General features: G+C 41.0%; 12 protein-coding genes. 7 read left to right on the top strand and 5 right to left on the bottom strand.

Features of this window, described 5'->3' with window-relative positions:
- The first annotated feature begins 211 nt into the window (after positions 1-211).
- Positions 212-631 (top strand): ABA4-like family protein, encoded by a 420-nt coding sequence (locus BLP81_RS03695; RefSeq protein WP_093365845.1) that lies wholly within the window; start codon positions 212-214, stop codon positions 629-631.
- 407 nt (positions 632-1038) lie between these two features.
- Here the strand turns inward: BLP81_RS03695 and katG are convergent, their stop codons facing one another.
- Positions 1039-3360 carry a catalase/peroxidase HPI gene (gene katG, locus BLP81_RS03690; RefSeq protein WP_093365841.1) on the bottom strand — a complete coding sequence of 774 codons (2322 nt, stop codon included), beginning with the start codon at positions 3358-3360 and terminating at the stop codon, positions 1039-1041.
- 459 nt (positions 3361-3819) lie between these two features.
- On the opposite strand from katG, the gene BLP81_RS13605 reads away from it, so the two are divergent.
- Entirely contained in the window at positions 3820-4026 is a 207-nt protein-coding gene (locus tag BLP81_RS13605; protein WP_176752675.1) for a hypothetical protein, read from the top strand.
- Positions 4027-4747: 721 nt separating this feature from the next.
- Here BLP81_RS13605 and BLP81_RS03685 read toward each other — a convergent pair.
- Positions 4748-6838 carry a M28 family peptidase gene (locus BLP81_RS03685; RefSeq protein ID WP_093365838.1) on the bottom strand — a complete coding sequence of 697 codons (2091 nt, stop codon included), beginning with the start codon at positions 6836-6838 and terminating at the stop codon, positions 4748-4750.
- 187 nt (positions 6839-7025) lie between these two features.
- Between BLP81_RS03685 and BLP81_RS13600 the strand changes: the two genes are divergently transcribed.
- Positions 7026-7232, top strand: a complete 207-nt coding sequence (locus BLP81_RS13600) for a hypothetical protein (RefSeq protein WP_176752679.1) — start codon at positions 7026-7028, stop codon at positions 7230-7232.
- A 151-nt stretch (positions 7233-7383) separates the two neighbouring features.
- On the opposite strand, the gene BLP81_RS03675 is transcribed toward BLP81_RS13600, so the two are convergent.
- Positions 7384-8004 carry a class I SAM-dependent methyltransferase gene (locus tag BLP81_RS03675; protein ID WP_093365834.1) on the bottom strand — a complete coding sequence of 207 codons (621 nt, stop codon included), beginning with the start codon at positions 8002-8004 and terminating at the stop codon, positions 7384-7386.
- A 345-nt stretch (positions 8005-8349) separates the two neighbouring features.
- Between BLP81_RS03675 and BLP81_RS13595 the strand changes: the two genes are divergently transcribed.
- The 4 genes from BLP81_RS13595 (at position 8350) to BLP81_RS03660 (ending at position 13386) form a co-directional block, all read left to right on the top strand.
- A complete protein-coding gene (locus tag BLP81_RS13595) occupies positions 8350-8496 on the top strand; it encodes a hypothetical protein (protein WP_176752678.1) in 147 nt (48 codons plus the stop codon).
- Positions 8497-9593: 1097 nt separating this feature from the next.
- Positions 9594-9908 (top strand): phospholipase D-like domain-containing protein, encoded by a 315-nt coding sequence (locus tag BLP81_RS03670; protein WP_093365831.1) that lies wholly within the window; start codon positions 9594-9596, stop codon positions 9906-9908.
- Positions 9909-9918: 10 nt separating this feature from the next.
- Positions 9919-10881, top strand: a complete 963-nt coding sequence (locus tag BLP81_RS03665; protein WP_093365828.1) for an HNH endonuclease — start codon at positions 9919-9921, stop codon at positions 10879-10881.
- 12 nt (positions 10882-10893) lie between these two features.
- Positions 10894-13386: a hypothetical protein gene (locus BLP81_RS03660; RefSeq protein ID WP_218118869.1), complete on the top strand. Its 2493-nt coding sequence runs from the start codon at positions 10894-10896 to the stop codon at positions 13384-13386.
- A gap of 46 nt (positions 13387-13432) precedes the next feature.
- Here the strand turns inward: BLP81_RS03660 and BLP81_RS03655 are convergent, their stop codons facing one another.
- A complete protein-coding gene (locus tag BLP81_RS03655) occupies positions 13433-14659 on the bottom strand; it encodes a DGQHR domain-containing protein (protein ID WP_093365825.1) in 1227 nt (408 codons plus the stop codon).
- Between the two features lies 1 nt (position 14660).
- Entirely contained in the window at positions 14661-15188 is a 528-nt protein-coding gene (locus BLP81_RS03650) for a hypothetical protein (protein WP_143002805.1), read from the bottom strand.
- Between the last annotated feature and the right edge of the window lies 1 nt (position 15189).

The following is a 15189-nucleotide window of genomic DNA, read 5'->3' as shown; positions in this document are numbered from 1 at the left end:
GTAACAAGTAACTATTAAGGAATAAAGAACCAGGAACCACGATACACGACGGGCAAGGAACTAACCACGAGAAACTAATAACTAAACACGAACCAGTTCACCAACTCACCAGTTCACCATATCACCAACTCAAAAACTCACCAACTCATCACCTCACCTCTCTCCTGAATTTTCAAAAAAACAGTACATTTAGGTTTTAAAATCTATACCTATGACTGCTTCTGATGTTTTTCAAATCGTCAATACCATCGTCTTACCCGCCTGGCTGATCCTTATCTTCTTTCCTTCCAAATCCTGGCGGAATCCTGTGATTTACGGCTTTTCCATGGCCATGTCTGTCGTTTACCTCGTCTATGTCATCACAGGTTTGGGTAATTTTGATATGGAGTCGTTCAGCAAGCTGGAAGGCATCAAAGCCATGTTCACCTCCGATGCGGCGGTGCTGACCGGCTGGGTGCACTATCTGGTGTTTGACCTCCTCATCGGTAACTGGATTCTGAATCAGTCGCGAAAACACGACATTAATCATTTCCTTATCATTCCTTGTTTACTACTCTGCTTTATGTTTGGTCCGGTCGGCTTTCTGCTGTACTCAATTATTAAGCTGGTGAAAACTAAAAAGTTGAATTAGGTTGTAGGATTGGAGATTGGGGATTTTTGATTGCTGATTTTTGATTTAAAACGAAGACCAAAACGATGACAAAAACTGTCGGGACGTATCGAAGCCACTTCTCGATAAGGTCATTTCGATACATCCGCCTGAGGCGGACACTCAATGACCAATTAGAACTTAGTAGCTGAGCCTGCCTGCCAAGGCATTCAGGTAGGTGATTCGACGAAAGGAGAATCGTATCGAAGCCAAGTACTGTTTCGTGTCTCTTGGTTCTTCTGTTCACTGTTTGCCCTTGATTTTTGATTGCTGATTTTAGATTAAAGACGAAGGATTAGACTAAGACAAGAACCAGGACGAACATTTAAGAAATAAAAAAGCCCTGCAACTGCAGAGCTTTTCCTGAATAAAAATTAAAAAACAATCCACTACATTCTCACATCAAAACGGTCGAGTTCCATGACTTTGGACCAGGCCTCGACAAAGTCGTTGACGAATTTTTCTTTTGAATCTGCCGTTGCATAGACTTCCGCTATGGCTCTTAACTCTGAGTTGGAACCGAATATTAAATCGGCGCGGGTAGCCGTCCATTTGACCTCATTGCTTGCTCGGTCTTTTCCAATAAATACACGTCTGAACTCATCTTTGGCTTCCCACTTGTTGTTGATATCCAGTAAGTTTACAAAGTAGTCGTTGGTTAGTTCCCCTGCTCTTTCGGTAAAAATACCGTGTTCCGTATTGTCATAATTAGCGCCTAAAGCTCGCATTCCTCCCACCAAAACGGTCATTTCAGGAGCGGTAAGCGTCAGTAACTGTGCTTTATCTACCAGCAGTTCTTCCGTGGTCAGCGTGTAACGCTTGCCCTGGTAGTTGGTAAATCCGTCTGCCATAGGCTTGAGCAATTCCATGGATTCCACATCGGTTTGTTCCTGTAAAGCATCGGTTCTTCCCGGGGTGAAGGGAACTGCTACGGTATATCCAGCTTTCTCAGCGGCAACTTCAATTGCGGCATTACCTCCAAGCACAATCAGGTCGGCAATAGATACTTTTTTGCTGGAATGCTTCTCATTGAATTCCTTCTGAATAGCCTCGTATTTAGCCAAGACTTTATCCAATTGCTTGGGATTATTGGCTTCCCAGTTGCGCATAGGCTCCAATCGGATTCTGGCCCCATTGGCTCCTCCTCTGCGGTCTGAATCTCTGTAGGTAGAGGCTGAATTCCAGGCGGTAATCACCAGTTCTGAAGTGGTTAAGCCTGAGTTTAAAATATCTGACTTTAACGCATCGATATCCGCTGCCGTAATCTGGTCGTAATCCGCTTCCGGAATCGGATCCTGCCAGATGTAATCTTTGGTAGGTGCTTCTGGACCTATGTAAGTGGATTTAGGCCCCATATCTCTGTGGGTGAGTTTAAACCAGGCATCGGCGAAGGCCTTGTTGAATTCTTCCGGGTTTTCATAAAAGAATTTAGAAATCTTTAAAAATCCAGGATCCTTAATCATAGTCAGATCGGTCGTAAACATGGTTGGCTTATGAAACTTGCCTTCGATATGCGCATCGGGATAGTTAGCTTCCGCCTCATTAGCGATCCACTGGTATCCTCCTGCCGGGCTTTTCGTCAGTTCCCATTCGTTTTCAAACAGCGACTTGAAATAACCCTGACTCCATTCTGCCGGAGTTTTGGTCCAGATCACTTCCAGTCCGGAGGTGATGGTATGTTCTGCCTTACCAGACTCGTATGAACTCATCCAGCCTAATCCCTGATTTTCAATGGCTGCTGCCTCAGGTTCGGGTCCCACATGCGAGGCCGAGGCCGCACCGTGTGACTTGCCAATGGTATGCCCTCCGGCAATCAATGCTACCGTCTCCTTGTCGTTCATTCCCATACGACCGAAGGTTTCACGAATACCGGCTGCTGCCAGAGCCGGATCCGGTTTTCCGTCAGGTCCTTCCGGATTCACGTAAATCAGTCCCATTTGTACGGCTGCCAGGGGACGCTCCAGGTTACCTTCCTCGTCGTAGCGTTTGTCGTTGGCCAGCATTTCATCTTCCGGTCCCCAGTACACAGTGCTGGCAGGCTCCCAGGTATCTTCACGACCCCCACTAAATCCGGTAATCTCCAGTCCCATATCTTCATAAGCAACCGTTCCCGCCAAAATCATCAGGTCTGCCCAGGATAAACTCCTGCCGTACTTCTGCTTGACCGGCCAAAGTAATCGTCGCGCTTTATCCAGATTCGCGTTATCCGGCCAGGAGTTGATGGGCGCAAACCTCTGTTGACCATCCCGTGAACCTCCGCGGCCATCTGCAGTCCGGTAGGTTCCGGCACTGTGCCAGGACATCCGAATAAAAAACGGCCCGTAATGCCCGTAATCGGCTGGCCACCAGTCCTGAGACGTGGTCATCACTTCAACTAAATCGGCTTTAAGCTGCTCGTAATCCAAAGCAGCAAAAGCTTCACGGTAGTCGAAGTCTTCGTCCATCGGATTGGACTTCGCCGTATGCTGTCTTAAAACGCTCAGGTCTAAACTATTGGGCCACCAGTCTTTTCCACCGGTTCTTTTGGTCGGTGCAGATTCGGTTTCCACCTCGACTGTTTTGGCCTTCATCTTGGCGTGAGGATTTTCACCGTCTTTCACCTTGATGCGGATTCCTGTAACAGGACAGGTCTTGTACTCAGCTTCAGCGCTCTGTTGTGCAAACACAGCAACTGTAAACAAACTGAATGTAGCGATTATAAAATTTTTCATAGGTCTAATTTATTTAATTTGAACCACAAATTTAGCTGCGAAATCTATTCCTCAAACGTTTGAAAATTATAGTTTTTGATAAGAGCATAAGGCTTTCTGATAGTTAGCGTTTATGGTATTGAAATTAGCTATGTATCAACAGAATAACCTGGGTGGGATTGGAGATTGGGGATTGGGGATTGGGGATTTTTGATTTCTGATTGCTGATTAAAAACTAAGACTTTGACGAAGACGATAACGATAGGAGAATTGTATCGAAGCCACGTCTCGATAAGGTCATTTCGATACATCCCGACGAAAACTGTCGGTACACCCGCCTGCCAAAGGCATTCGGGCAGGCTCAATAACCAACTTATACTTGGTTGCCGTTCATGCTTCACTCTTCAGCCTTGACAAAGACTAATGATGAAATAAAGAATAATAATTTCAAATCAGAATCTTAAAAAGGGCCTACTTTTTATGGATGTAAGAAAACAAGAAAGTGGTGAAGCTAGGATGAGGAGCAAAGCACTAGTGAAACGGTTTGCTTTGCGAGGGGGAGCCACTTTTGTAGTTTTCAAAGACATAAAAATAAGCCTAGCGTTTTTTGATTCTTTTTTGGGCGATGCAAAAAAGAATGAAAGCTTTAGTTTTACCGAGATTTTGTTTAATTGGATTCTAGAATAATCGTGTTTCGTGACTCCTGGTTCTTCTGCTCACCCTTTATTTTTGACAAAGGCTGGTGTCTAAGCCTTTCACTTCGAGTGATTTACTTGCTTTCCAAAAGCAAATAAATCGTATCGAGAAGTGTTTTAGTCTAAAAGCATTGGGTCACTAGAAAATACCTCAGGCAAGGTCGAGTTCTCGATACAATCCCGAGAAAAGTGTCGGGACACCTGCCTGCCTCAGGCGGGCACGCAGGCAAGATCGAACTGACAAAAACTGACATCTCAACACTACTCCACAGAGGTCATTTCGATACACCCGCCTGCGGGCGGACACTCAATGACCAATTAGAACTTGGTAGCTGAGCCTGCCTGCCAAGGCATTCAGGTAGGTGATTCGACGACAGGAGAATCGTATCGAAGCCACTGTTCGCAAATCACGAGACACGACAGGAGTAGTGATTAGTGAGTAGTGAGTAAAAATATAGAGAAGAACAGGGAGCATAGAACAAAGAGACACGACAAACGAGGAACGAATCACAAGACACTGGCACGAAAAACGAATAACGAACCAGGAAGTGTGATTTACTAGCAACAAACAACCATTGAACGAGCCAAAAGCTTAAGGCCAAAGGCAAAAGCATACATCATTCTTATGGCCTGATTAAATTAAATCCGTTGACCAGTTGATCACCTGACCATACCACCACATCTCCAAATTACTATTTCACCACTGCACCGTTTTAAAGTTCCACCAGGATATCCACCAGCTTCTGATCCAAATCTCTAATGGCCTGGGCATAAATGTCATCCCATTGGGAAAGCCTGTCCTTGTTCTGCATTTCGATCTGGTACTGTATACCCGGCAGAATCCAGGAAGCGTAGCCGCTAAAGGGATCTGAAGAGGCATACAGGGATTTATACCAGTCGCCGTAAGGCATGCCTTCGGGATATAAAAAGCTTTTTTCCAAAGCCAGCAGCTTCGCATTCAGTGCTTTCGCTTCCTCTTTGCTGATCGACTGACTTTCAAGCTGTTCCGCAACGGCTTTCGCCACCAGGTTAGCAGAAGCTTCCAGGCTGGCTATCGCTGCTGTGGAAGCCTTAAACCCGGCAAAATCAGGATAAAACTCCTTCACCTGTACTTCGGCATGAGTGAAGTGGGCATCCAAATCTGTCGCATACTTCACCACATCGTAAGGCAGTAAAGCCGCGTTGGCCAGACGCAGACTGAGGGTTCCCATGACCGCTTCCACGGTAGGTCCCATCTGGAACTCGGGATCGACGAAGTTTTCGTAAAAAAAGAAATCGTCGTAGTTGGTATGGTAAAGGGTCGGACCGCTGGCACCCCCACTGAGGGAGGGCACCCCGGCATGCATGTAGAACGCGATGTGATCTGAGCCGCCACCCAGGTTACCTATGCCTGGGGTCTCCTTGTCTTTGGACCAGTGTTCGTAAACCGTTTCGTCGGTATACGGATAATCGACATTTTTGGTCGCCTGAGCAAGGACGGTTTTAAGGCTTGGCGAGGCCGCTGCTCCGAAATTCTTACCCGACACTGCGCCGTCGAGGTTGATATAGGCCACGGCTTTGGCTTTGAGCTCGTCCTTAAACTGCTCCACCCACTCGCTGGACCCAATCACACCATGCTCTTCGGCATCCCAATGCGCAATGAGGATGGAACGCTTCGGACGCTTACCGTTTTTGGCCATCTCGCCCAAGGTTTCGGAAAGACTCAGCAGCATGGCGGTGCCCGAATTGGGATCGGTGGCGCCAAAGGCCCAGGCATCGTAATGGCATCCCAGGATAATCCACTCGTCGGGATGGGTTTTGCCTTTCAGTGTACCCACCACATTGTAAACCTCGGTAAACTCTTTGGGCTGCTCCACTTTCAGCCTGACTTTCAAATCGGGTCCGCCCTGAAGTCTGTAGGTGTACGGCAAACCGCCCTGCCAGTTTTTAGGCACGGCATCGCCCTGCATATGCTTAAAGATATTATCGGCCGCCCCGTAGGAAATGGGCGTGACGGGAATCGTATGCAATCCAGCGTCTGTCGGGTCGAGTCGCTCGGGGGAGTCTTTATGATCCAGTGGCAAAGCCGGTTCGTAAGGTGTTAGGGGATCGCCGGTCCAGTCGGCAGTGAGCAATGACCCGCGTTGAATACCGGTTTCGTTGTAATACACCCCTTCCGGGAACACCAGGCCGCGGGTAAATCCTGAATCTTTAGGATCGGTATAAATAATAAGTCCGGCAGCGCCGTGAGCTTCGGCAAATTTGGCTTTATAGCCCCGGAAGTTCCCCCCGTAACGGGCGATGACGATTTTATCCTTCACCGATACCCCGAGTTCTTCCAGCTGTTCAAAATCGGCCTTGGTGCCGTAATTGGCATACACCACCTCCGCCGTCACGTCGCCGCTTCCGGAGTAGGCATTCCAGCCTTTAAGCAGTTCGGGGTGACTGGAATAGGGATCTTCGGTCAGTGGCTTTTCCTGCTGTTCCAAAATCACCGCCTCTGGCGTAATGACTTCTACCAGAGACTCGCCGGGCCCCGTGCTCATATAGACGTCGTAAGGGTAGGTTTCCACCTGCAGCCCGGCCTGACGCATGCTTTCCACGATGTAGTCTTTCACCTTCTCGTTGGCTGGCGTTCCGGCGATATGCGGGTTTTTGGTCAGGGTTTTGAGATGGGATTTGAAGCGGGTGTTGTCTATGCTTTCCCGAAACTGAGCTTCGAGTTGAAGTTGTGTTTTGGCGCCTTCCGGGCTATAACCGGTAAGGTCCTGGGCCTGTAAGCTCAGACTGAGGATTAAACAGAAACTGAAAAGAAGTCCTTTCATGGTGTGGAGCGTTTAGATTTTGGTGCTGAATTTACGGAAAAAAATTAAGTGGCAGGAAGTAGTAAGTTGGTAGTGAGTAGTTTTGATTGCTGATTTTTGGTTTATGAAAACAGAGAAAAGAACATAGAGCAAGGAAGTAAGTTCGAGGATTGGAGATTATGGATTGTAGATTGAGGATTGGGGATTTTTGATTGCTGATTTTTGGTTTAGGAACGAAGACCTGGACGAAGACGAAGACCAAGACGAAGATGAAGACGAAGATGAAGACAAAGACCATGACGAAGACTTAGACGATGACTTTGACGAAGAACAAGACGTTAAGGATAGGAGAATTGTATCCAAGTTACGTCCTGTTTCCTGGCTCCTGGCTCTTCTGCTCACTCTTCACCCTTGACTTTTGACAAAGACTGGTGGCTGAGTGATTCGACGATAGGAGAATTGTATCGAAGCCACTTCTCGATAAGGTCATTTCGATACGTCCCGACGAAAACTGTCGGTACACCTGCCTTCCAATTTAACGCAGGCAAGCTCGAACTGACAAGGGTCTACTTCTTCTTAAAACTACAAAACACAAAATTCTGCACTGCCCCTGAGGGCGTGGTGTGATCGACAGTTATGCAGTTGATGTTTTTAAAATAGGTATCAAATGTATTCGTCAGGGAAGCTTTTGAATACTGCTGAATCTCTATCCCACTGCATTTGGTGGGACCCTGCTTAGAAAACGTACCCATGAGTAGCAGGCCGTTAGGTGCAATCCCTTTTTGAGCAATATTGATATAGGTGGATATTTCCTCTTTCTGCGTCAAAAAATGAAAGGCGGCCCGGTCATGCCAAACGTCATAGCGACGTGTGGGCGCGAAGGTCGTCACATCCGACACTATCCAGTGGACCTGTTCAGCCTGTTTCCCCAGGCGTTCTTTGGCTCGAGCAATGGCTTCTGCCGAGATATCCAGCACCGTGATATCCTCGTAACCGCGCTCCAGCAGGTGATCTACCAAAAAACTATCGCCACCCCCGATATCGATGATTTTGGCCGTTTTGGGTATCTCGAATTCTTCAAAGAAACTCAATGAAGTTTCGGGCGTGGGCTGAAACCAACTGACGTCCTCAAGGGCTTTGGTTTGATATATCTTGTCCCAGTGGGACCTGCGGTTAAAATCTGTCATACTGATCCAGGTTTATACTATCGACTAACAAATTTACCCCTTTTTAAATGATTTAGTAGAAAGTGGTGAGTAGGGATTGGAGGTTTTTGATTGCTGATTGTTGATTGCTGATTTTTGATTTAAGATTTAAAACTAAGACTTAGACGATAACCAAAGGAGAATTTCGTCGCATTGAGTAAAATCGAAATGTATCCAAGCCACTTCTCGATAAGGTCATTTCGATACATCCCGACGAAAACTGTCGGGACACCTGCCTGCCAAAAGCATTCAGGCAGGTGATTTTTCAATAGAAAAATAGCGCTGCATTGAGCGGAGTCGAAATGTATCGAAGCCAAGTCGTGGTTCGTGCCTCATGTTTCGTGGTTCGTGGCTGCTGCTTCTTCTACTCACCCTTCACCCTTGATTTTTGACAAAGGCTGGTGGCTGAGCCTGCCTGCCAAAAGCATTCAGGCAGGTGATTCGACGATAGGAGAATTGCGTCGCATTGAGTAAAATCGAAATGTATCCAAGCCACTTCTCGATAAGGTCATTTCGATACATCCCGACGAAAACTGTCGGGACACCTGCCTTCCAAGTTAACGCAGGCAGGCGGAGTCGAGAACCAATTACATCTCGACAGAGGTCATTTCGATACATTCTGTCTATCGACAGAACACTCAATGACCAAGTAAACATCTGGTGGCTGAGCCTGCCTGCCAAGGCACGCAGGCAGGTGATTCGACGGTAGGAGAATTGCGTCGCATTGAGTAAAATCGAAATGTATCGAAGCCACCGACAATGTCATTTCGATACATCCGCCTGAAGCGGACACTCAATGACCAATTAGAACTTGGTGGCTGAGCCTGCCTGCCAAAAGCATTCAGGCAGGTGATTTTTCAATAGAAAAATAGCGCTGCATTGAGCGGAGTCGAAATGTATCGAAGCCACGTCCTGTTTCGTGACTCCTGGCTCTTCTGCCCTCCCCTCACCCTTCACCGTTTCCCCTTACTCAAAAAGAAACCGCTGAAAGCTCTCCCATTCTGAAAAAATGAGAAAGGCAAAAAGAAAGACCAGAATGTAAACAACAAACTGCCAGATTCTTAATTTCTTCTTCTTTTGCATCCTGTGTTGGTTTTGGTGGTTTAAATCTTTAGTTATACTGAACAGCTCTTAAGCCCTGCTCAAAGCCAGGTACCGGAACAGCCGGGGGATCTGACCTCAACGCGGTTCAGAAGTCAAGGCCCTGGATAAACCTAAAGCCACACCCCCAGAGTCCTGCTGTATCCTAAATATACAAAGAAATGTTTTAAGCTTCATTCCGGGTGACCAACTCCTCCATCTTCAGTTTTCCGGCTTCTGAAAAGTCGGCCCTGAGCCGTGATCCTAAACCCAGGTTAATCTTGAGAAATCCGACTTACTACATAGGCCTAGTCAAGGGCGTGTAAGAGGGATTCGGTTTTTTCGATATCCATAAGCGCTGGTGTTAGATTGAATTTAAAGTTAAAACTTTTTGAGGTATGAAACACTGCTGAATTTTAAAAGTAAAAATGTTTTGTCTAGTAGTGTTAAATGTTTAGATTTAAACCTGAAAACCAATCCATCCTAACTGAATGAATTATCGTGATATTAATTTTCCCGATTCTTTTGAATTTCGCTCTGATTCAAATCACATACCATTAGAATTTTACAATGAAGCTTTCCCAATATCTAAAAAGGTAGATCTATTCTTAGGTTATTTTAATTCTGGTGCTTTTCGAGTTTTGTCTGAAAGTTTTGCTGAATTTATATACAATGGTGGTAGTATGCGAATGATTACTAATCATTGTTATACAAAACTAGACTACGATAATCTAATTGCTGAGCCTGAATTAGATGATTATGGCGATATTGTAGAGCCAGTTTCATGTTTAGGTTTAAAACCTTAAAACCAAACTTTTGAAAGAAAATAAAGATTCTTTAAATTTCTACATCAAAAAATTCACATCACTAAGAAGGGATAATAAAAACGGTGGCGCACCACACAAACCGATTTTATTACTTAGTGTTATTGAAGCTTATGAAGATGAAATATTTTACACGAATGAGGTTTATATAGTACCTGAATTAGTTGCAAAATTTAAACACATTTGGTCACAAATTGTAGAAACCAATCATCATTCAATTTTTGCTTTACCTTTTTATCATATGAAAAGTGAAGGGTTTTGGAAACTTATACCAAATTATGGTTTTGAAAAATTAGTAGCTTCCAAAGCAAGTCTAAAAAGTAGTTTTTATACTTTGAAAACAGCTATATATTGTGCAGAAATTGATAAAGAATTATTCGAACTCTTAAAAGATGATAAAAACAGAAACCTTTTAAAAATAAGTCTTTTAGAAAGATATTTTCCAATAACTAAATCTTTATATAAGAAAGAAACACAAGATGATAATTCTTTCTTGTTTGAAAATGAAAAGCAATATTTCAAAAACTTGAAGCATTTAAAAGAGACTTTAAATGAAAATAGTTTTCAAGAAGATATTTTTGTAAGAAGTGGAATTTTTAAACGTGAAATTCCTAAACTTTATGATTATACATGTTCGATTAGCGAAATGAAAGTAGATGCAACTATAAATGCTAGTCTAGTAGATGCTTGTCATATTCTTCCTTTTTCATTAAGTAATGATGATACAGTAGGAAATGGAATAACATTATGCCCTAACTTACATCGAGCTTTTGATCGTGGACTTATTTTTATAGATGAAAATTATAAAGTAGAAGTTAATAAGAATTTTATTGAGAATAGCGATTCTTCATATTCGATTAAACAATTTAAAAACAAGCAAATAAAACTACCAAATAACCCAAGCTATTATCCTAAAATTGAAAATCTAGTGAAACATAAAGCTAAATTTTCTTAAAACAATTTATCCATGAATAACGACCTATTTTCAGAAACTGATTTAACTAATGAAGAATTATTTAAACAAATTTTCAATGCTCGTGACGAGGAAGAATTAATAAGTGTTATTAATAAATATGAAGATGTTTTTGAGGATGGAAATTGGAAACCACTAGGTGATAATGATAGTAATTATGGTATCGTTAAGAACCAACAATCGAATCCAATCGCCGCATTAATAGAAAAAGTTACAAACTCGATTGATGCCCTTTTAACAAAGAAATGTTATGAAGCAGGTGTTGATCCTAAATCAAAAGATGCTCCTCAATCTATGAATGAGGCTATTTACAAATTTTATCCAAATACAAATTGGGATTTACAAGAGTTCAGAAGAAAACAAGCAGAAGAAATACAAATCATTGCTGATGGTAAAGGACCAAAAAGCAAAAAAACACCCTACGATACTTCTGTGATTGTTTATGATGATGGCGAAGGGCAACATCCCCACGATTTTGAAAGAACATTTCTCTCTCTAGTAAGAGGTAACAAAAACGATGTGCAATTTGTCCAAGGTAAATACAATATGGGTGGAAGTGGATCGATTGTATTTTGTGGTAAGCGAAGATATCAACTTATTGCTTCAAGAAAATATGATAAAAAAGGCGACTTTGGTTTTACTTTAATCAGAGAGCATCCGAAACGGAAAACAGATAAATCTAAAGAAACATGGTTTGAATATTTACTGATTGATGGTAAAATACCATCTTTTAAAATTGATAAACTTAAACTTGGATTGGAAAATAGAAAATTTGAATCAGGTTCAATTATAAAAATGTATTCCTATCAATTTCCAAAAGGCTATTCTGGATTTGCTCAAGACCTAAACCAAAGCATAAATGAATATTTATTTAATCCCGCTTTACCATTACTAACAAAAGACACCGAAAAACGCTATCCAAATAATAACGTTTTGGTGAATGACTTATTTGGACTGAAAAGGAGGCTGAGCAAAGAAGAAAACGATTATTTAGCTGAAAGCTTTTCTGAAGTTCATACCGACTCCAGAATTGGACCGATGAAAGTGTCTTGTTATGTTTTTAAAACAAAAGTTAGAGACAATGATCTTAAAAAAACAAAAGAAAACATACAAAAGCGTTACTTCAAGAATAACATGAGTGTATTGTTTTCGCTGAATGGTCAAGTTCATGGTCATTATACATCTGAATTTATTACGCGCTCTCTAAAAATGAATATGCTTAAAAGCCATTTGTTGATACATGTGGATTGTACGGAGATGAATTACGATTTTAGAAAAGAGCTTTTTATGGCTTCAAGAGATCGATTAAAAGATGGAGAAGAAACACAATACCTAAGAAACTACCTTTCCAAGCATTTAAGTAAAAAAGGGGGAAGACTAGATGAAATTCAAAAATTCAGAAAACAAGCAGTGAATATCGATTCGTCTTCTAATACAGAAGATATTCTTAAAGATTTTACTAAAAACATGCCTTTGGATTCTGACCTGATGAAGCTTTTAGGTAAGACTTTCAAGTTGGACCAAACCAAGAACAAAAAAGACAACACCAATAAACCTAAAAAGGACAAAAAAGAACAAAAGGAAACTCCATTTAATCCACAACGTTTCCCTAGCCTATTTCAAATTAACGGAAAAGGAAATAATGAAGTCACTAAAATACCGCAGGGTGGTGAAAAAACCATTCGGTTTCAAACTGATGTTGAAGATGATTATTTTGACAGAACCGAAGATCCTGGAGATCTTAAAATAAGTGTACTTGGAGTAAACTCTAACGAAACCGAAGGTGGAACCAAACAAGGTGAACCAAAAACACCTACCGACCTTTTTAACATCGTAAAGTCTAGCCCAAGTAAAGGAACTATTCGACTGACTTTAAATCCAAAAGATGAACTTAAAGTAGGTGATTCTGTGCAAATAAAAGCTGAACTGAGCGCACCTGATGGAGATTTAGCTGAAATTTTTATGGTGAAAATTGCAGATAAGGAAAAGCCAAAAGATAAAGCGCCAAAAGATGATACCCCAGACGAAAACTTAGGCTTACCTCAACTTATATTCATTTATGAAACTGTTGAGGAAGGAAGTGAAAGCCAAGTAAGTTGGGAAGCAGTTGAAGAAGCTACAAATGAAAGTGTAGATTATAAAACCGTGATGATTCCAGACGTTGAAGGTGACGCTTTAAAACGTATTTTTATCAACATGGATAGTACGGTTTTGAAAAACTTCAAGTCCAACATTAAAAACCTAAATCAAGAACAAATTGATTTGGCGAATAAGAAATATTATACATCGGTTTACTTCCATTCATTATTCCTATACACCATCACTAAAAACAGGGGTTACCAAATTAGGCAAAAAGACAAAGAAACGGACAAAGAAGAAGACATTGACTTAGGCACTTACTTAAAAGATCTATTTGATAACTACTATTCCATATTCATACTTAATTTTGGCGGAATGGAAGAAATGATGCATGGAATTGGGGATTAGAAAAAAAAATGTGTTTTTATCAGCTTTATTAAAGCTATATATTTTTCTAGACTGGTGATATGTTGTGAGTATATATGTCATTATTTAGTTCGTAAATCCTACTCATTTCTGAATGTATATAAGATTCATCGTCAAATTTACCAAGAAGATAAAGAATCAAATTTTTCTTTAACCTATTTTCACCTGTTACCATTTTTTCATTCCAGAATAAATATTTCCAAATTGAATTAGATAAATTAAAATCAATTTTCGATAACCGTTCTTTGAATAGTTCTATTTCATCGTCTCCAAATTTTGTGAAAGCAAAAGCTAAAAGTTTTTGTCCTACAGGTCTCAACAACAGACTACCCCCTGACTCATGATTACGATAAATAGGTTTGCTATTTATAGTAACATTAGCCTCCTTATTAAGATACTGGTTAATTTCAGGAAAGGTATCAAAAACCGAATCCCAAAAGGCAGTTGCTTCTTCGTAGTGGGATTCTAATTGGTCATCACTTGGACGAACCGTGTAGTATGCTGGTCTTTTATTAAAGAGTATTTTGTTTATTGATGAAATTGTTACAAGTGTTGTTAAAGAATAATTATCAGAGTTTGGCATAGACCCACTTTTAGTTGTAGAAAGAGCTGACCCTTTTGATAGTATTTCGTGATCAGAAACTAACTTTCTAGCAACTATAGCAGCACAGTCGTCTTCGTCTAAAATAATTAGTTCTGCACCTTTTGGCTTCTCTGCGTATTTATTTAATACTGTAAATAATCTTCTAGTTTTGTCAAGCCTCTCGTGATTGTGAATGACAAAAACAACAGGAACCTCTAATTCTCCTAATTCTGGATAGTCTTTAAGAGTTTTTCTCAAACCCATTAATCTATGCTGTCCATCTAAAGCAAAAATTTGTTCATTTCCAGTTAATGTCAGGACACCAAATTTTCCGTTTAAAAAAGCTAAAGACTTTTCATCAATTATATCATCGTCGATCTTAAAAGATTGATTTAAATCTATTTCTGTCCATTTCGGTTCACCTTTATGTATTGCAACAACTATGCTTCCTAGAAAACGTTCGTCATTTGAAGAAATATATTCAGAAATTGCTTTAATTCGCTTAAGATTTATTTCACGTTGAAGAATTTCATTGATATTTTCAGAGAATAACTCTGCTGATTCAGAAACAGTTATTATCCGTTTATCATCGACGATGTCTTCTACCTTCATTACTGTAGAATAAAAATCCCAATATCCTAAATTACCGTGTGTGCATGCAAGGTGTATCATATTAGTAAAATTGTCTTGTTAATCTAGCATCTCCATCTAACCTTTCATTGAGTGGTGGTACAATATTATTAAAAATATTCTGTTCAATCTCAGTGATTTCTTCATCACTCCTTTCTGTAAGATTAAAATAATAAACATATGTATGATCAGGCCATAAATTAGTAAGTCTCATAATATTTCGTGCCACCTTTTTATTTCCAATTGCTACAACGTATTTGTAAAAACGCTTGAAAAAATTAAAGTTTGAATTACCCTTTTTAACTCTGCCAACATAAAGCATTTGCTTAGTTGTTACATCATCATGCAACTGATGATTTGTCTCTAAAAAAAACATGTAAATACCACAACCACCTTTTATATCTGGTGGCATATTTTCTCTAATTTGAGAGTTAAACTTAATTTTAATTGGTTCTCCCAAATTATGATTATTAATTAAACTCCACCAGTTCGGATTATGATAAACAGCCATTCTGTGTGGTGGTCCGAATGGGTATGCATGTAAAATTTCTTCACTAGTTAAGTAAGGCATA

The sequence above is a fragment of the Psychroflexus sediminis genome, assembly GCF_900099815.1.
In the GTDB taxonomy this organism is placed as follows: domain Bacteria; phylum Bacteroidota; class Bacteroidia; order Flavobacteriales; family Flavobacteriaceae; genus Psychroflexus; species Psychroflexus sediminis.
Note: the sequence above shows the minus strand (reverse complement) of the source record. Positions and strands in the feature narration are given on the sequence as shown.